Origin of the sequence: Lentibacillus halodurans (genome assembly GCF_900112045.1) — a bacterium.
GTDB lineage: Bacteria > Bacillota > Bacilli > Bacillales > Amphibacillaceae > Lentibacillus > Lentibacillus halodurans.
Genome location: NZ_FOJW01000001.1, coordinates 429,967 through 449,128, shown reverse-complemented (window position 1 = coordinate 449,128; position 19,162 = coordinate 429,967). Strand labels below are relative to the sequence as shown.

Genomic DNA, 19,162 nt, shown 5'->3' with positions numbered 1-19,162 from the left:
AACTTATAGGAAAAGGCTGGTAAAAGGCCAGTCTTTTTCTTCTGAATTTACGCTCAAATATTTAAAAATTTTCAAATGAAAAGCTATCTTTCCGCCCCTTTTCATTTGGGAGTTTTTTAAGTCAGCAATCCAGGAGTCAACTATCTAGAGTCAAAGGAGTGATCGAACGTGGATTATGTTGTCGAAATGTTAAACATACGCAAGGAGTTCCCTGGTATTGTCGCCAACGATAATATAACGCTTCAAGTAAAAAAAGGCGAAATTCACGCTTTATTAGGTGAGAACGGCGCCGGAAAATCAACATTGATGAATGTGCTGTTCGGGCTGTATCAGCCGGAAAAGGGAGAAATTCGTGTCAATGAGGAACCAGTGAAAATTACAGACCCGAATGTTGCAAATGATTTAGGGATAGGGATGGTTCACCAGCACTTTATGTTAGTGGAACCGTTTACCGTCACACAAAATATTATTTTGGGCAGTGAACCGACAAAATTCGGTAAAATCAATTTAAAAGAAGCTGAAAAAAAGGTTCAGGAACTATCTGACAGGTATGGCCTGCGTGTTGATGCGAAGGCCAAGATCAGTGATATATCAGTAGGCATGCAGCAGCGTGTCGAAATTCTCAAAACACTATACCGTGGTGCAGAGGTGTTAATTTTTGACGAACCGACTGCCGTATTGACACCACAGGAAATAACCGAATTGATGGAGATCATGCATTCGCTGACTGCAGAAGGCAAGTCAATTATTTTAATCACCCATAAATTGAAAGAAATCATGGAGATCAGTGAACGGTGCACGGTCATCCGGAAAGGTAAAGGGATTGACACATTAAACGTGGCTGATACAAACGTAACCGAGCTTGCATCACTGATGGTCGGCAGGAATGTCAGCTTTAAGACTGACAAGACACCTGCTGAACCAAAGGAAACCGTGCTAAAAATCCAAAATTTAAAGGTAAGAGATAAACGAAAAGTCGACATGGTCAAAGGCATGGATTTGGAAGTGCGTGCCGGGGAAATTGTCGGGGTTGCAGGTGTGGATGGCAATGGACAATCAGAACTGGTGGAAGCCATTACCGGCCTGCAAAAGTCTGAATCTGGAACGATCCAATTTAATCATAAGGATATTACAAATTTATCGCCGCGAAAAGTTACAGAAAGCGGGGTTGGGCATATACCGCAGGACCGTCACAAATACGGGCTTGTCCTGGATTTTACAATTGGAGAAAATATGGTGCTGCAGACGTACTATCAGAAACCATACTCTAAATATAAGACACTCAATTATAAGGAAATCTATCAAAAAGCTGAAGGGTTAATTGATGAATATGATGTGCGGACGCCTAGTGTCTATACGAAAGCACGGGCTTTATCGGGCGGAAACCAGCAAAAGGCAATTATCGGCAGGGAAATTGACCGGTCTCCGGATCTGTTAATAGCAGCCCAGCCGACAAGAGGATTGGATGTTGGCGCTATTGAATTTATCCACCATCGTTTAATAGAAGAACGGGACAAAGGCAAAGCTGTTCTATTAATCTCATTTGAGCTAGATGAAATATTGGATTTGAGTGACAGGATTGCTGTCATGTTTGACGGAAAAAATGTCGCCGAAGTGAAACCGGAGGAAACGGATGAAAATGAATTAGGTTTATTAATGGCAGGAAGTACGAAGGAAAAGGCAGGTGATCAGCAGTGAACACGAATCGGCTTTTTAATATACTTGTGCCTCTTATATCTGTTGTAACTGGTTTGCTGGCCGGTGCCTTTATCATGCTCGGTTTCGGCTATAATCCGATTACAGGATACATAGCGTTATGGAATGGTGCCCTTGGTGATGTTTACTATTTTGGGGAGACAATCAGGCAAGTAACACCGTATGTTCTGACCGGTTTGGCTGTCGCGTTTGCCTTCAGATCCGGTTTGCTTAACATCGGCGCGGAAGGTCAGGTTATTGTTGGCTGGCTTGCTGCGGTATGGATCGGTACTGCGGTTGAAGCACCAATGTATATTCATTTGCCTCTGGCGATCATCGTTGCAGCATTGGCCGGAGCTTTTTGGGGATTCATTCCTGGTCTTTTGAAAGCAAGCCGTGGCGTACACGAAGTTATTATCACAATTATGTTGAATTACACAGCCTTATATTCTGCTAATGCGGTTGTCCGCAGTGTCCTTTCCGACAATGAAGATAAAACACCTGACGTGGCAGCAACGGCTTCACTGGCTTCGGAATGGTTTCAGAATATGACATATTTTTCTCGCATGCACTATGGCATTTTTATTGCTTTATTTGCAGCTGTTATCATGTGGTTTATCATTGAACGGACGTCATTGGGATATGAACTCAAGTCAGTTGGTTTTAATGAGTACGCTTCGAAATATGCAGGGATGAGCGTAAAACGAAATATTATATTATCCATGGTCATTGCTGGAGCATTTGCAGGCCTGGCAGGTGCCATGGAGGGATTAGGGACATTTGGCTATATGTCCGTTCAATCAGGATTCAATAATCTTGGTTTTGATGGCATAGCTGTAGCATTGTTGGGCGCCAATACGGCTATTGGTGTCGTTCTTGCCGCTTTTCTGTTTGGAGCACTCAAAGTAGGAGCTTTAAATATGCCGACTGAAGCAGGTGTGCCTACTGAACTAGTTGATGTTATTATCGCACTGATTATTTTCTTTGTTGCCTCAAGTTATATAATTCGCTGGGTCATACTTCGCTTTAAAAAGGAGGAGAAATAAATGGGATTTGTTGATCTATTACAGTCGATTATTCCACCGGCACTTTTCTTTTCGGCACCCTTAATATTTACAGCATTGGGCGGAGTATTCAGTGAACGATCCGGCGTCATCAATATCGGGCTGGAAGGTCTGATGGTCATGGGTGCATTTGTTGGCATTGTCTTTAACCTGACATTTGCTGATGTATTTGGAAGCTGGACACCATGGGTATCAATTATAGCCGCCGCGATTGTATCAGCCATTTTTTCACTCATTCATGCAGTGGCTGCTGTTTCATTTCGTGCTGATCAGGTCGTCAGCGGTGTGGCTATTAACTTTTTAGCTTTAGGTTTAGGTGTGTTTCTGACAAAGCAATGGTATGACAGAGGTCAAACCGATATGGTATCGCAGCAATTCTTTACCCGTGACTTCTCGTTGCTTGGAGATATACCCATTATTGGCGAGATCTTTTTCCAGGGTATTTACTTAACATCTTATTTAGCTATCGTGCTGGCTTTTGTTGCATGGTACGTGCTATATAAAACACCGTTTGGTTTGCGTCTCCGTTCTGTCGGGGAGCATCCAATGGCAGCCGATACAAATGGCATAAATGTTTATAAAATGCGCTATGTTGCTGTTATTTTATCTGGTGCCCTTGGTGGTCTGGGCGGATCGGTATTTGCCTTGACGATTGCATTAAACTTCTCCCACGCAACGATCGTCGGACAAGGTTTTATGTCCTTGGCCGCCGTCATTTTTGGAAAATGGCATCCGTTAGGGGCAATGGGAGCTGCATTATTCTTTGGTTTTGCCCAAAGTTTGAGTGTCATTAGTGGAGGTGTACCAGTACTTGAAGATGTACCGCAAGTATTCCTGCTGATTGCTCCATACGTATTAACGATTCTGGCATTGGCAGGATTTATTGGGCGTGCTGAAGCACCAAGAGCTAATGGTGAGCCTTATATTAAAGGGACAAGATAGTGTTTTCATTTTATAAGCCTGAGTTGTTTGGACGATAAGCAACTCAGGTTTTTGCTATAATTATGGATATATGAGCCACACTAAGTACTGTATATGACAAAAATATATCGTGCATGTAACTGTTCGATAGGTTCATCCGGCAATCAGCAGGAAAAAGTTATTCGCCACTAATGGAGGGCTCACTTTATACATAAAGGAGGATTTCTGAATGATAGGGACTAATGAGAACATAATGGAAGCAAATGGATTTTATTTGCATACTGTACCAACCAAAAAGTTTAAAACGATTTCCATTACGGCTAAGTTTAAAGCACCTTTATCACGTGAAACGATCACACAGCGTGCATTACTGCAACAGGTTCTTCAGCAGGGAACACAATCTTTTCCGGATCGAAGTGCCCTTCAAATGAAATTGGATAGTTTGTACGGAGCTGTTTTAACAATGGACAGCTCCAAAAAAGGTGATTACCATATGATGACCGTTCGTCTTGAAACAGCCAACCAAAAATTTATTTCGGATGAATCTGCCATCATGGATGAAACGATCGAGTTGCTTAAAGAAGTTGTTTATAATCCACTCAGTGAAAATAATGCATTTATCCCGTCAGTTGTAGCCAGGGAAAAAGATACGCTAAAACAAAAAATAAACGCTGTTACCGACGACAAAATGCGTTTCGCCAATATGCGCCTGCTTGATGAGATGTGCAGTGATGAACGGTATAGATTGCATGTACAGGGGTATGAAGAAGATCTTGAAGCCATTACACCTGAAAGCCTGTATGCGTATTATCGATCGATGTTACGTGAAGACCAGCTGGACGTCTATGTATCAGGTGATGTGGATGTTAACGCAATGGAAACGAAAATAAAATCTGCATTCATGCGTGATGAGGAGCAAAACTCAGTGGCCGTAATAACGGAATCGATGAAAAAGCAAGACCATCCGCAAGTTATTATTGAAAAGCAGAACATTCAGCAGGCAAAATTGCACTTTGGCTACCGGACGAACATAGCGTTCGGGGATGATGACTATTTTGCCCTGCATGTCTTTAATGGGTTGTTTGGCGGGTTCCCAAGTTCCAAATTATTTATTAATGTCCGGGAAAAGAATAGTCTTGCTTATTATGCTGCATCAAGATTTGAAAGTCATAAAGGATTATTGTTTGTTTTCAGCGGAATTGCTCCTAAGGATTATCAGCAGGCAAGGGACATCATTGAACAGCAAATGGATGTCATGAAAAACGGTGATTTTACAGAAGAAGAGATGGCCAATACGAAAGAATTGATCATCAATCAGCTGCTTGAAACGATGGACAATTCAAAAGGGATGATTGAACTCTTGTACCAGCAGGTTGTGGCCGATACAGAGCGGTCGCCGGAGACTTTGATTGAGGGCATTCAAAACGTCAGCAAAGATGACGTGATACAAGTCGCCAATAAATTATATTTGGATACGATTTATTTACTGACCAACGAGGGGACCGATACCGATGAATAAACTGACCTATGACCATATTGAAGAAGTTATCTATAAGGAAAAGCTGCCAAATGGCCTGACTGTTTTTCTGCTGCCTAAACCTGAAATGGCCAAAACGTATGGCATTTTCTCCACGAATTATGGTTCGATTGACCAGACATTTGTGCCCATCAATGGAAGAGAGCGGATCACGGTTCCAGAAGGCGTCGCCCATTTTCTGGAGCATAAAATGTTTGAAAAAGCGGATCGCGATGTGTTTGCTGACTTTGGCAAACAAGGGGCATCGGCTAATGCGTATACCTCTTTTACTAAAACAGCATACTTGTTCGCAGCTACCAATCATATTGAAAAAAACGTCAAGACATTGCTTGATTTTGTTCAGGATCCATATTTTTCAGAGGAATCAGTTGAGAAAGAAAAGGGTATTATCGCTCAGGAAATCGAGATGTACAATGATCAGCCGGACTGGCAAACGTTCATGGGAACACTGAAGGCCATGTTCCATCAGCACCCGGTAAAAATTGATATTGCGGGTACGGTTGATTCCATTCATACGATTACAAAGGATGACTTGTATACGTGTTATAATACCTTTTACCACCCGGAAAATATGACACTATTTATTGCCGGCAACTTTAACGTACAGCAGATGGCGGATTTGATCAAACACAACCAGGCATCCAAAGATTTTGCCAGCATGGAAGATGTTAAACGGACATATCCTGATGAACCCACTTCGGTTGCTGAAAGAGAGCGTAAATTAACCATGCCTGTATCGATTCCGAAATGTACAGTTGGTATTAAAGAATCTTCTGCTGAACTTACCGGTGATGTTTTTTTGAAGAAAGATTTGCTGCAAAGTATGGTTGTTGATTTTTATTTTTCCAAAGGTGGACCGTTTTACCGGCAGTTATATGATCAGCAGCTAATTGATGCAAGTTTTTATTTTGAAACGAATTTGGAGAAAAATGTTGGTTTTACATTTATCGGCGGCAATACAAGTGATCCGGATCGTTTTGCCGATCAAGTCCGGGAGTTGCTTCAATCGACTAACCAGGCTGAATTCAATGCTGAAGAAGTCGATCGCATGAAGAAAAAGAAAATCGGGCTGTTATTGCGGGCAATGAATTCATTGGAATTTATCGCAAACAAATATATTCATTATGATACAGTAGGTGTTGATTTGTTTACGATTATTCCTGTTATTCAGTCTTTGACGGTTGAGGACTTTAACACATTTGTACAAAACTGGATTGACGATAAGCGTATAGCAGTTTGCAAAATCATGAATGAATAGGGGATTTTAATGGGGAGAAATGTATTGATTATTGGTGCAAGCGGTGATATCGGTACAGCGATTGCTAAACAGCTCGCTGGAGAAGGCTATAGGCTGATTTTGCATTATTATCAAAATAAACAGGCCATAACAGCCCACAGAGCCGGTTTGGATAAGGAATCCATCCTAATGGAAATCCAAGCTGATTTAAGTGAAACTGAAGGCATAAACCACCTTATAAGGCAGCTTGTTTTTCCAGTTGATGCTGTTATTTTCGCTGGTGGCAAAGCACATTACGGATTGTTTCAGGATACGGACGAAGGTGCTATGGACTTGATGCTCACACTTCATGTAAAGGCACCTTGGACGATTACAAAACACCTGCTCCCTTCAATGATTAGGCGTAAACAAGGGAGAATTATTTTGATTACGTCCGTGTGGGGAGAAGTTGGTGCCGGACATGAAGTGGTTTATTCATCCGTTAAAGGAGCACAAAACAGTTTCGTCAAAGCACTGGCCAAGGAAGCTGCCCCTTCTGGTATAGCAGTGAATGCAGTCAGCCCCGGTTTTATTGATACAAAAATGAATCAGCATTTACTGTCTGAAGAAAAAGCACAGATTATTCATGATATTCCGGCAAACCGAGCCGGAACATCAAAGGATGTTGCCCACACTGTCAGTTTCTTGATGAGTAAGCAGTCTGATTATATTCATGGAGAAATCATTCATGTCAGCGGCGGCTGGAGATCCTGAAAAGAAAAATCCTATGCATAAACGGGCTCATAAATCAAATACTAACCATGTAAAAAAATTGAGGGAGGCAGATTTATATGTCCGTTCTTGATAACTTTGACACATGGAAGGCATTTTTGGCCGACAGACTTGAACAGGCTCAGTCTCAGGGAATGGGGCAGGAAACCATATCAAGTATGGCCTATGAGGTTGGAGACTATCTGGCAAACAATTCAAGTGCTAAAAACAGCGAAGAGGCAGTTTTGCAAGAGATTTGGAGTGCTGCATCCGAGGATGAAAGACATGCATTGGCCAGTGCAATGGTTAAACTCGTACAAAATCAGGGAAATGCATAAATGGACGATTAATAAGGAAGCTGTATTCCAATGCAGCTTCCTTATTTTTTACTGGTTATTGCAATATCTACTTTTCTTCATACCTAAAATACTTTATTATAGTAATATAAAGTGAAACTTCATTCAGTGGGTGTTTTCCCCGCTGAATGTTAGTAGAACTTATCGGGCCCTGTACAGGAAGTTGTTCCCTTATATTTTTATGATTTCTGCATTTGAATCGAGGGAACTTACTGCCTGTTGAGCCGGGATAAACAGTTTGAATTTAGCATGCATGTAAAAGGGGTTTACGATGGAGAAAACAGAATGGTACCTTGAATATGAAATACAACATAATCGCCCTGGTTTATTAGGTGATATTTCCTCATTATTGGGAATGCTCTCCATTAATATCATTTCGATTAACGGTGTAGCGGCTTCGAGAAGGGGTATGTTATTGCTTACCAGGGAAGAGGAACAAATCATAAGATTAAAGTCCATCATGCAAACGATGGATACTATAAGGATAACAAAAATGCGTAAACCGAAACTGCGTGATAAACTGGCAGTAAGGCATGGTCGTTATATCCAAAGTGATCGGGATGACAGAAAAACATTCCGGTTTGTCCGGGATGAACTGGGAATTTTAGTTGATTTTATGGCAGAGCTGTATAAAAAAGAGGGTCATAAACTAATTGGAATACGTGGGATGCCGCGGGTCGGAAAGACTGAATCAATTGTAGCCGCCAGTGTCTGTGCCAATAAACGGTGGTTGTTCGTATCAAGCACCTTATTGAAGCAAACCATCCGAAGTCAGCTTATTCAAGGTGAATACAATAGTGATAATTTATACATTATTGATGGCATTGTTTCAACGCGACAGGCTAACGAAAGACATTGGCAGCTTATCCGGGAGATTATGCAGCTCCCGGCCATCAAAGTTGTTGAACACCCTGATATGTTTGTACAATCTACCGAATATAAAATGGATGACTTTGATTATATCATTGAACTTCGCAGCGATGAAAACGAGGAAATTACATACGAACCAGTTCAACGTAATCAATTTAGTCAGGAAGATGGTTTTTCGATGTTTGATTTTTAAAATGGATGGTGTTATGCATGGAGATCGGTCAAAAGCTGAGAGAAGCGAGAGAAGAACAAAATTTGTCGCTTGAAAGCTTACAGGAGACAACGAAAATACAGAAACGATATCTCGAGGCAATTGAACAAGGAAATTTCAAAATTTTGCCGGGAACTTTTTATGCGCGTGCTTTTATTAAAGAATATGCGACAGCAGTAGGACTCGACCCTAATACGCTGCTTGAGGAATATAAAGCAGAACTCCCCCAGACAGAAGAGGAGAGTACGGCACAATATTCACATATTCACCGATCACGCAAAGACAATCAACCAGCTAAAAATACAACTGTATTTTCATTTATACCAACTGTCATTGTTGTGTTGCTCGTGATTGGGATCTTTTTTGTAGTATGGCTTTTTTTACAGGGGTCATTTTCTGAAGAAAGTACAAAACCTGCAGAAAAGGATGATAATGAAGTGATCCGAGATACTGATGATGGCAGTCAGGAGAATGAGCAAACAGAAGATGACGGTTCTGGTCAGGACAATGAAGCGGGAGATGAGTCCGGGTCAGAGGATGAAAATGCGGATTCACAAGCAGAACAATCGGATGATCCGCAGCCTGTATTAACCGTGGAGGAAGAAGGAACAGGAAGCCCCCCTGAATCCACATTGACACTGGAAAATGCAGTTGACGATGTCCAGGTTACGATTGAGGCGAATGGAGATTCCTGGCTTGATGTGGAGAATGGTGATGGGGAAGTGCTCTTTTCAAATCCGGTCACTCCTGAGGATTCACCGATTGAACTGGACTTATCCAGTTTCGACCGCGTATGGTTCAATGTTGGCAGTGCACCAGCCCTTGATATTACAATTGATGGAGTCCCATTAGAATATCCGGTTAACCCTGAGGAAGAAGTATTTCAAAAAATTTGGATTAACCTGAACAAAGCAAGTGAACAGTCAAGTTAAAATGGAAGTTATTGACGAAAGCCCTTCCTTAGTGTGAACAGGGAAGGGTTTTACATGCAGGAGGTAAAGCTGTGAATATACCAAATAAGATGACACTTTCACGAATCCTTTTAATCCCGATTTTTATTATTTTGCTAACTGTTCCATTTAATTGGGGTGAATGGAACATTGGCGGAACGGTATTGCCTGTTTCTCACTTTGCTGCGGCATTATTGTTCATAATTGCTGCAGGCACTGATTGGATTGATGGGTATTATGCGAGAAAATATAACCTGGTTACGAACTTGGGGAAATTTTTAGATCCCCTGGCAGATAAACTGCTCGTAGCTGCGGCATTGATTTTACTGGTGGAACTGGGACTCACCCCGGGGTGGGTTGCGATTATTATTATCAGCAGAGAGTTTGCAGTAACCGGTCTGCGCCTAGTTGCGGCGGGTGAAGGAATTGTGCTGGCAGCAGGAAGTATGGGAAAATTAAAAACTGCAACGCAAATGATTGCAATTGCTGCATTACTGTTACATCATTTTCCCTTTTCCTATATCGGAATTCCGTTCGGCACGATTATGCTGTATGCAGCACTGTTCTTCACGGTTTTATCAGGCTATGACTATTTTGTGAAAAATTGGCACGTCATGGGGGATTCCAAGTAATGAAAAACATAAGTGCTGAAATTGTTGCAGTTGGTACGGAGTTATTGCTGGGTCAAATTTCCAACACCAATGCGCAATGGATATCTGAACAATTAGCTTCAATTGGAATTAATGTACATCATCATGCCGTAGTTGGTGATAATCTCACGCGCGTTGAAAACCAGTTTCGGACATCCGCAAGCAGAGCTGATGTCGTAATTGTTACCGGCGGGTTGGGACCGACAGAGGATGATCTGACCCGAGAAGCTTTTCAGCAAATAACCGGTATGGATATTGTTGAACATGAAACTTCCATGGCGAAAATTAAAACCTATTTTCAAAAACAAAAAGCGGGCATGACACCCAACAACCGAAAGCAGGCACGGATTTTTGCAGGTGCTGATGTTATTGAAAATCAAACAGGCATGGCTCCGGGGATGATTGTTTCACATGAAGGCAAATCATGGATTTTTTTACCCGGAGTTCCACGAGAAATGAAACGGATGATGACGGATGACGTGATACCGTATCTGCGGCAACTGACGGGAGAAAGCAGGGTGATCAAATCAACCATGCTCCGTTTCATTGGAATTGGTGAATCACATCTTGAACATAAACTGAGAGATTTAATTCACTATCAATCAAATCCGACAATCGCTCCTTTGGCCCAAAATGAAGGTGTAGCTATTCGGCTGACGGCAAAAGCGAATACTGACGATGAGGCCGCAGCCTTGATTAATCAGACTAAACAGGAAATCCTTAACAAGGTTGGCCATCATTACTATGGGGCTGACGAGGAAACAATTGAGAAAAAGGTTTTGACATTACTTCAGCAGGCGAATAAGTCAGTCGGTGCAGCCGAAAGTTTAACAGGCGGCAAATTTACGGACAAATTAATCTCGATTCCGGGAGCTTCCCATGTATGCCGTGGCGGAATTGTCTGCTATGATACGGAAGTGAAAGAAAATGTATTGCGTGTTTCTCCGGAGCTTATTCAGCAGTATGGAACTGTGAGTGAAGAATGTGCTTTGGCAATGGCTGAAAACGTCTGTACACTTCTTGATACACATGTCGGAATCAGTTTTACCGGCGTTGCAGGACCGGACAATGTAGAGGGGCATCCGGCAGGAACAGTATTTATTGCAGTCCATGAGCGATCCGGAAAACAACTGTCGCAAAAATATACGTTTCAGGGTGATCGTCAGACGATACGAAAACGAACGGTTTTAAAAGGTTATGAACTTTTATATAATTTGTTAAAATGAATATTCTGAACGGAAATAATATGTGAAAATTAATTTTTGTGTTGCGTGACCATTTAAAAATTCCTTTTTGTATCATATAAACTCCTAAAAAGACGGGAACATTTATTCGTTTTTTCTTGGCAAATTGATAAAAAAAGAGTATGATGTAACTAGTTCATTATTAAGGGAGGTAAGCTCGTTGGGAGAAAAAAAACAAGCTTTAGATATGGCGTTAAAACAAATTGAAAAACAGTTTGGAAAAGGTTCAATCATGAAACTTGGTGAGCAGGAAGGCCAAAAAGTTGCCACGATTCCAAGCGGGTCACTTGCTTTAGATGTGGCTTTGGGAATTGGCGGGTACCCAAGAGGGCGTGTTGTCGAAATTTATGGTCCGGAATCTTCCGGTAAAACGACAGTCGCACTCCATGCGATTGCTGAAGCTCAGCAGCAGGGGGGACAAGCGGCATTTATTGACGCTGAGCATGCGCTTGATCCGACATATGCACGGGCACTTGGTGTAGATATTGAGGAATTGCTTTTATCACAGCCGGATACCGGAGAACAGGCATTGGAAATTGCCGAAGCACTGGTACGCAGCGGTGCAGTTGACATCATTGTAGTAGACTCGGTGGCGGCGCTGGTACCGAAAGCGGAAATTGAGGGTGAAATGGGAGATTCACACGTCGGACTGCAGGCACGTTTAATGTCTCAAGCATTAAGAAAACTCTCTGGTGCTATTAACAAATCTAAAACAACCGCTATTTTCATCAACCAAATCAGAGAAAAAGTTGGGGTTATGTTCGGCAATCCAGAAACCACTCCTGGTGGACGAGCACTTAAATTCTATTCATCTGTCAGACTTGAAGTGCGTCGTGCCGAAACGCTCAAACAAGGAAATGACATGGTCGGGAATAAAACAAGATTAAAAGTTGTTAAAAATAAAGTGGCTCCACCATTCAAACAAGCAGAGGTAGATATTATGTATGGTGAGGGAATTTCCAAAGAAGGTGAAATACTGGATATTGCTTCGGATCTCGATATTATTAAAAAAAGTGGTGCCTGGTATTCCTATAATGAAGAACGGCTTGGCCAGGGACGTGAAAATGCCAAGCAGTTCCTGAAAGAAAATGAGGATGTTAAACTGGAAATACATCAGACCGTCCGCAGCCATTATAGTTTGGATGATGCTCCAGAGGATGAATCGGAAGCAGAAGAAGCCAATCAGGAAAGCCTGGATGTTTAGCTGATATCATGTTACATGTGGGATAAACCCTTTGCCAGCAGTGCGGTAAAGGGTTTACTCATTTCATGTCAATAACTGTTACGATTTCTTGACATTCGCTAGTGGGAACAGTAAAATTAAAATTGTATAATTTTCTATTATGTTATACAATAAATTATTTATTATTGAAGTACATGCCGACAATAATGAATCAATTGTACAACTTTATAGCAATAGGAGGTGAAATCATGGACAATCCCTTAATCATCTCCATTTTGCTTGCCGTAATCCTGATCGTCGGTATTGTTGTTGGTTATCTGATTCGTAAATCTATTGCAGAGGCTAAAATTTCCAGTGCAGAAAATTTAGCCAAACAGATAGTAGATGAGGCACATCGAAATGCGGAGGCTGCCAAGAAAGAGGCGCTTCTTGAGGCGAAAGATGAAAACCATAATCTTCGCCAGCAGACAGAAGAAGACTTACGTGAACGGCGATTGGAAGTACAGAAACAGGAAAATCGCCTGATGCAAAAAGAAGAAAATCTGGACAGAAAAAGTGAAACGCTTGATAAGCGAGAAACTATGCTGGAGGGAAGGGAAGAATCACTAACAGAAAAACAACAACAAATTGAAGAAATGGAAAGCAAAGTGGAAGCGATGCTTAATGAGCAGCAAACAGAGCTTGAACGGATATCCGGTTATACAACCGACCAGGCAAAACAGGTCATTTTGGAACGGGTTGAACAAGAGGTTAATCACGAAACAGCGTTAATGATAAAAGAAGCTGAAAATCGTGCCAAAGAGGAAGCAGATAAGAAGGCTAAAAGCATTCTTTCACTGGCCTTGCAGCGCTGTGCAGCTGACCACGTTGCGGAAACGACTGTATCCGTTGTAAACCTTCCAAATGATGAAATGAAGGGTCGGATTATCGGGCGTGAAGGACGCAATATTCGAACATTGGAAACATTGACCGGAATTGATCTAATCATCGATGATACACCAGAAGCAGTCGTTTTATCAGGGTTCGATCCGATCCGACGGGAAATTGCTCGTATGGCATTGGAAAGACTTGTACAAGACGGGAGAATCCACCCTGCAAGAATCGAAGAAATGGTTGATAAGGCCAGACGTGACGTTGACGATTATATTCGAGAGGTTGGGGAAGAAACAACGTTTGAAGTCGGGATACACGGGTTGCATCCGGATCTGGTCAAAATACTTGGCCGCTTAAAATATCGTACAAGCTATGGTCAAAATGTGCTGAAGCATTCCACTGAGGTTGCCTACCTCTCCGGACTGCTAGCTGCGGAATTAGGCGAAGATGAAACACTGGCAAGAAGAGCCGGCTTGCTTCATGACATTGGTAAAGCGATTGATCATGAAGTAGAGGGAAGCCATGTTGAAATTGGTAAAGAACTTGGAGTCAAGTACAAAGAACACGAGGTTGTCATCAATTCGATTGCTTCTCATCATGGTGATGAAGAGGCGACTTCCATCATTTCAGTTTTAGTTGCAGCAGCCGATGCACTGTCAGCTGCCAGACCTGGAGCCAGAAGTGAAACACTGGAGAACTACATTAAACGTCTTGAGAAATTGGAAGAAATTTCAGAGTCGTTTGCAGGAGTAGAAAAATCTTTTGCCATCCAAGCTGGAAGAGAAATTCGGATTATGGTTAAACCTGATGAAATTAATGATATTGATTCTGTTCGAATTGCACGTGATATTCGTAAGCAGATTGAAGGCGAACTTGATTATCCAGGGCATATAAAAGTTACTGTCATCAGAGAAACACGAGCAGTAGAATATGCAAAATAGACAAAAAGCGGCTGTAAAGTCGCTTTTTTGCTTTACAGGGGCATACGATTATGAAACACTTAAAATACTTCAATAGATAGGATGAACAGAATGAAAATATTATTTATCGGGGATGTAACAGGGTCTCCGGGAAGAGAAATGGTGAAGACGTATTTACCTAAATTGAAAGAAAAGTATCGTCCGAATATGACCATTATCAACGGGGAGAACGCAGCAGCAGGTAAAGGCATTACGCAAAAGGTTTATAAACAATTACTTGAATGGGGTGCCCATGTGATTACGATGGGAAATCATACATGGGACAAAAAAGAAATATTTGAGTTTATTGATGATGCCAATAATTTAATCAGGCCTGCGAACTTTCCGGAAGACACACCGGGGAAAGGCATCACGTTTATTAATATAAATGGGACGGAGGCTGCCGTTATCAATGTGCAAGGACGTACTTTTTTACCGGCTATTGATGATCCTTTTCGTAAAATGGATGAATTAATTGAAGCAGCCAAAAAAAGGACAAACATTATTTTTGTCGACTTTCATGCTGAAGCAACTAGTGAGAAACAGGCATTGGGCTGGTATTTGGACGGAAAAGTCAGTGCGGTTGCGGGTACGCATACACATATCCAGACGGCCGATGAACGCATATTGCCCAATGGGACAGCATATATTACTGATGTTGGCATGACGGGGCCTTATGATGCAATATTAGGTACGGAAAGAGAAACAGTGATAAAAAAATTTTTGACCGGTTTGCCGGTGCGTTTCGAGATAGATACAAAGGGAAGAGCACAACTGAATGGTTTATTAATTACTGTAGATGAAAAAACCGGAAGCGCTTTAAACATTGAACGTATTTTAGTTAATGACGACCACCCATTCATTATCTGATTATCCGCATATAACCCCAAAAACGGAAGATAATTGTCCTTCAGGCTAAGTTCGTTTTGTCCTGTGACAACGTCTGCACTAGCACGTCCTGTGCGTCGTAAATGTCCGATGCTGTTCAACTAACATTCAGTAGGAAAAAACCATACTACTGAATGAAGTTTCACTTTATTTGAATGTTTAGAATTATTGGTGCATAATAAGGTAATAAGCTAACATCTCCAAGAATATAGTAGCATTAGAACTACATTAGCAAATGAAGGAGGTACTAGTAGTGGAAGTATTAAAAGTGTCAGCTAAATCAAATCCAAATTCAGTAGCAGGTGCACTTGCAAACGTCCTACGAGAAAGAGGGTCAGCGGAGATACAGGCAATCGGTGCCGGTGCATTAAACCAGGCTGTTAAGGCAGTCGCCATCGCAAGGGGGTTCGTCGCACCGAGCGGAGTTGATTTAATTTGTATACCGGCATTTACCGATATTATGATCGAAGAAGAAGAACGGACAGCGATTAAGTTAATTGTAGAACCGAGATAATTGTTCAAGCATTATTTAATTTTTCAGTGTTGTGCATTTGCGCAACACTGTTTTTATTCCGCCTTAACGGACAGTAAGCCCCCCTGCTTCAGTAAAACAAGGAAACCGAGAAAGAAAAGTGGGTGTTAACCCCCGTAAATGTCCGATGCTGTTCAACTAATATTCAGTGGGAAGAAACCCCACTGAATGAAGTTTCACTTTATGATCAAACAAGTTTTGATTTCCCACGCAGGTCATGTATTGTTTAATTTGGCTGGAGCCTTTATAATGAAAGAACGTATGACTATACAAATAAGTATTTTTGATATAAAGAAAGGAGTTTGGATATGAACGAGCAGCAGCGAAAACAGCAATCGCAAATTAAACAATCCGAAAATCCGGCGGACATAAAATCCGATACGGATAATATGGAGAGACTTAAAAATACATCCAGCGATGATTTAATTGCCAAGTATTTTGAGACAACATATGAACCGCCAAATTTGAATAAAGCCAGAAAACGCGGTCGTGATGATGTGGCCGTTCATTATGATTTTGGTATTCCTGAAGATATGGAAAATATTGGTGAAGGCAAAAAATACATGATTCGTACATACGGATGTCAAATGAATGAACATGATACAGAAGTTATGGCAGGAATATTATCCGAAATGGGCTATGAATCCACCAATGATACTGACGAGGCTGATATCATCCTGCTGAATACATGTGCAATCCGGGAAAATGCGGAAAATAAAGTGTTCGGTGAAATCGGTCACTTAAAAGCTTTGAAACGGGAAAAACCGGATCTGATACTTGGTGTGTGTGGCTGCATGTCCCAGGAGGAAAAGGTTGTCAACCGAATTATGAAAAAGCATCCACAAGTTGACTTGATTTTCGGGACCCATAATATTCACCGCCTGCCATATCTCGTTAAAGAAGCGATGTTCGGCAAGGAAAAAGTCGTCGAGGTATGGTCCAAAGAGGGCGATATCATTGAAAACCTCCCGAAAGCACGTAAAGGAAAAATCAAAGCATGGGTCAATATTATGTATGGATGCGACAAATTCTGTACCTATTGTATTGTACCGATGACACGCGGAAAAGAACGGAGCCGCCGTCCGGAAGATATTATTCAGGAAGTACGCCAGTTGACGGCACAGGGTTATAAGGAAATTACGTTACTTGGCCAGAATGTCAACGCATATGGAAAGGATTTTGAGGACTCGGACTATGGTCTTGGTGACTTAATGGATGACCTCCATAAAATTGACATTCCAAGAATCCGATTCACAACGTCACACCCGAGGGATTTTGATGACCGCCTGATCGAAGTGCTGGCAAAAGGAGGTAATTTGCTTGATCATATCCATCTGCCGGTACAATCGGGAAGCAGTGAGGTTCTTAAGAAAATGAATCGCAAATATACCCGCGAAGAGTATCTGGAACTGGTCAGAAAAATCCGTGAAGCAATGCCAAATGCGACACTGACAACCGATATTATTGTCGGGTTCCCGAACGAAACGGAGGAACAGTTTGAGGAAACAATGACACTTGTTGAAGAGGTCGGCTTTGAATCTGCCTTTACATTCATTTATTCACCTCGTGAAGGAACACCAGCAGCCCGGAAAAAAGATGATATTCCAGAAGAGGTAAAAAAACAGCGTCTATACCGTCTGAATGAACTTGTGAACAAACAATCCGCAGAATCAATGAAACAATATAAGGATAAAGTTGTAAAGGTTCTTGTTGAAGGTGAAAGCAAAAAAGATCCTGACGTGCTGGCCGGTTACACGGAACGAAACAAATTAGTTAATTTTAAAGGCCCTAAATTATCAATCGGCAAAATTGTTGATGTTAAAATTACGGAAGCCAAAACATGGTCGTTAAACGGTGTCATGGCAGAAACAACAGCAGAGGTGAAATAAGATGGCAGAATACACACGTAAACAAATACTGGATGAAGCCAAAAGATTGGCGAACATGCTTGCCAACACAGAAGAGATAGACCGCTTCAAACAAGTCGAGTCCAAGATTAATGATAATCAGAAAGTCCAGCAGTTAATTACGAAGATCAAAACATTGCAGAAACAGGCTGTTAATTTTCAGGCATATGGAAAAACGGAAGCACTGAAGAAAGTTGAGCAAGAAATTGACCGATTACATGCTGAAGTGGATGAAATCCCGATTGTCCAAGAATTCAAAGAAACACAGGGGGTTGTGAATGATGTATTGCAGTTGGTATCCGGAACCATCTCCCGGGAAGTGACCAACAATGTGATCACTTCAACAGGCGGTGATCTTCTGTCAGGCAAAACCGGTACCAATTTAAAGGACGAATCCGCGAACCATTCGTGAGGAAATACGTTCTCGTTTTATGGACCGGAAGCCAGATGCCAAGTTCTGATTCTGAAAAATCGTTCATCGATCCGTACTCGCCTTAATAACGCCGCACAAAACATGTTTTACATTAAAGTCAGGCGGGCAGACCCCTTCCTGGCTTCTCTATATCTCTTCAGAAATGTTCAAACTGTCTTTGCTTCCTTTCATAAATTCACTATGCACTTTAGGTATTTGTCTTGCATAAAATGACTATGAGAAAAAGGAGGTAGCGAAGATATGTCATTTCTTGATCACGAATATAGGGAAATTATTACGAAAGCTGTTTGTGGCAAAGGCAGAAAATTTACGCAGGCAACACATCATGTCTCGCCATCACATAGACCTTCCAGTATTTTGGGCTGCTGGGTAATTAATCATTTGTACAACGCTAAGAAAAAATCAGAGGATACGGTAGAAGTCAACGGCAGCTATGACATTAATATCTGGTATTCGTACAATGATAATACCAAAACAGAAGTGGTTACCGAACGTGTGACATACACGGATTATGTCCCGCTTTCCGTAAAGGATGACAATTGCTTGAATGATGATTATGATGTTATTGCCAAGGTCGTTCAGCAGCCAAATTGTCTTGAATGTGAGATTGCCAGCCAGGGTAACAAAATCGTTGTAGAAGTTGAGCGTGAGTTTGTTGTGCAAATTATCGGTGAGACAAAAGTTGCTGTAAGGGTTGATCCAAAGGGCTACACATTCGATGATGACGATGATTGGGGCTTTGATATTACTGATGATGAGCTGGGGGATGTGAAACCGGACTTTGTCGATAGCAAGGATAAGGATTAAAAGACTTACGAGGGGTAACACTCTCGTAAGTTTTTTTGTTCAATCAAAGATTATAAACATTGAAGGATCAATACAACTATATCATTCGCTTTAAA

Annotated in this window: 18 protein-coding genes; all 18 read left to right on the top strand. The window is 41.6% G+C overall.

Annotated elements, in window-relative coordinates:
• Positions 1–168 precede the first annotated feature (168 nt).
• The 18 genes from BM195_RS02345 (at position 169) to BM195_RS02260 (ending at position 19,067) form a co-directional block, all read left to right on the top strand.
• Positions 169–1,698: an ABC transporter ATP-binding protein gene (locus tag BM195_RS02345; RefSeq protein ID WP_090232950.1), complete on the top strand. Its 1,530-nt coding sequence runs from the start codon at positions 169–171 to the stop codon at positions 1,696–1,698.
• Positions 1,695–2,741 (top strand): ABC transporter permease, encoded by a 1,047-nt coding sequence (locus tag BM195_RS02340; protein ID WP_090232947.1) that lies wholly within the window; start codon positions 1,695–1,697, stop codon positions 2,739–2,741. Before BM195_RS02345 ends, BM195_RS02340 begins: the two co-directional genes overlap by 4 nt.
• The gene (locus BM195_RS02335; protein ID WP_090232944.1) at positions 2,742–3,701 is read left to right on the top strand and encodes an ABC transporter permease; all 960 of its coding nucleotides are present in this window, start codon (positions 2,742–2,744) and stop codon (positions 3,699–3,701) included. It begins immediately after the preceding gene.
• 208 nt (positions 3,702–3,909) lie between these two features.
• A complete protein-coding gene (yfmF, locus tag BM195_RS02330) occupies positions 3,910–5,199 on the top strand; it encodes an EF-P 5-aminopentanol modification-associated protein YfmF (RefSeq protein ID WP_090232941.1) in 1,290 nt (429 codons plus the stop codon).
• On the top strand, positions 5,192–6,475 hold the full coding sequence (gene yfmH, locus BM195_RS02325; protein WP_090232939.1) for an EF-P 5-aminopentanol modification-associated protein YfmH: 1,284 nt from the start codon (positions 5,192–5,194) through the stop codon (positions 6,473–6,475). Before yfmF ends, yfmH begins: the two co-directional genes overlap by 8 nt.
• 9 nt (positions 6,476–6,484) lie before the next feature.
• Positions 6,485–7,207 carry an elongation factor P 5-aminopentanone reductase gene (gene ymfI / locus BM195_RS02320; RefSeq protein ID WP_090232936.1) on the top strand — a complete coding sequence of 241 codons (723 nt, stop codon included), beginning with the start codon at positions 6,485–6,487 and terminating at the stop codon, positions 7,205–7,207.
• 77 nt (positions 7,208–7,284) lie between these two features.
• Positions 7,285–7,542, top strand: coding sequence for a DUF3243 domain-containing protein (locus tag BM195_RS02315; protein ID WP_090232934.1), 258 nt, complete (start codon positions 7,285–7,287; stop codon positions 7,540–7,542).
• A gap of 289 nt (positions 7,543–7,831) precedes the next feature.
• On the top strand, positions 7,832–8,623 hold the full coding sequence (locus BM195_RS02310) for a YmfK family protein (protein WP_090232931.1): 792 nt from the start codon (positions 7,832–7,834) through the stop codon (positions 8,621–8,623).
• Between the two features lie 17 nt (positions 8,624–8,640).
• The gene (locus tag BM195_RS02305) at positions 8,641–9,573 is read left to right on the top strand and encodes a helix-turn-helix domain-containing protein (protein ID WP_090232928.1); all 933 of its coding nucleotides are present in this window, start codon (positions 8,641–8,643) and stop codon (positions 9,571–9,573) included.
• 71 nt (positions 9,574–9,644) lie between these two features.
• Positions 9,645–10,223 (top strand): CDP-diacylglycerol--glycerol-3-phosphate 3-phosphatidyltransferase, encoded by a 579-nt coding sequence (pgsA, locus tag BM195_RS02300; RefSeq protein WP_090232926.1) that lies wholly within the window; start codon positions 9,645–9,647, stop codon positions 10,221–10,223.
• Positions 10,223–11,467, top strand: a complete 1,245-nt coding sequence (locus tag BM195_RS02295; protein WP_090232924.1) for a competence/damage-inducible protein A — start codon at positions 10,223–10,225, stop codon at positions 11,465–11,467. The genes pgsA and BM195_RS02295 overlap by 1 nt, the downstream gene beginning before the upstream one ends.
• Before the next feature lie 178 nt (positions 11,468–11,645).
• Entirely contained in the window at positions 11,646–12,689 is a 1,044-nt protein-coding gene (gene recA / locus BM195_RS02290; protein ID WP_090232922.1) for a recombinase RecA, read from the top strand.
• A 227-nt stretch (positions 12,690–12,916) separates the two neighbouring features.
• Positions 12,917–14,482, top strand: coding sequence for a ribonuclease Y (gene rny / locus BM195_RS02285; RefSeq protein WP_090232919.1), 1,566 nt, complete (start codon positions 12,917–12,919; stop codon positions 14,480–14,482).
• A gap of 90 nt (positions 14,483–14,572) precedes the next feature.
• Entirely contained in the window at positions 14,573–15,370 is a 798-nt protein-coding gene (locus BM195_RS02280) for a TIGR00282 family metallophosphoesterase (protein ID WP_090232916.1), read from the top strand.
• A 271-nt stretch (positions 15,371–15,641) separates the two neighbouring features.
• The gene (locus tag BM195_RS02275) at positions 15,642–15,902 is read left to right on the top strand and encodes a stage V sporulation protein S (protein ID WP_010530699.1); all 261 of its coding nucleotides are present in this window, start codon (positions 15,642–15,644) and stop codon (positions 15,900–15,902) included.
• A 326-nt stretch (positions 15,903–16,228) separates the two neighbouring features.
• Positions 16,229–17,809, top strand: a complete 1,581-nt coding sequence (miaB, locus tag BM195_RS02270) for a tRNA (N6-isopentenyl adenosine(37)-C2)-methylthiotransferase MiaB (protein ID WP_090232914.1) — start codon at positions 16,229–16,231, stop codon at positions 17,807–17,809.
• Between the two features lies 1 nt (position 17,810).
• Complete coding sequence (locus BM195_RS02265) at positions 17,811–18,239, top strand: YlbF/YmcA family competence regulator (protein ID WP_090232912.1); 429 nt, start codon at positions 17,811–17,813, stop codon at positions 18,237–18,239.
• A gap of 261 nt (positions 18,240–18,500) precedes the next feature.
• Complete coding sequence (locus BM195_RS02260; RefSeq protein ID WP_090232908.1) at positions 18,501–19,067, top strand: outer spore coat protein CotE; 567 nt, start codon at positions 18,501–18,503, stop codon at positions 19,065–19,067.
• Positions 19,068–19,162: the final 95 nt, after the last annotated feature.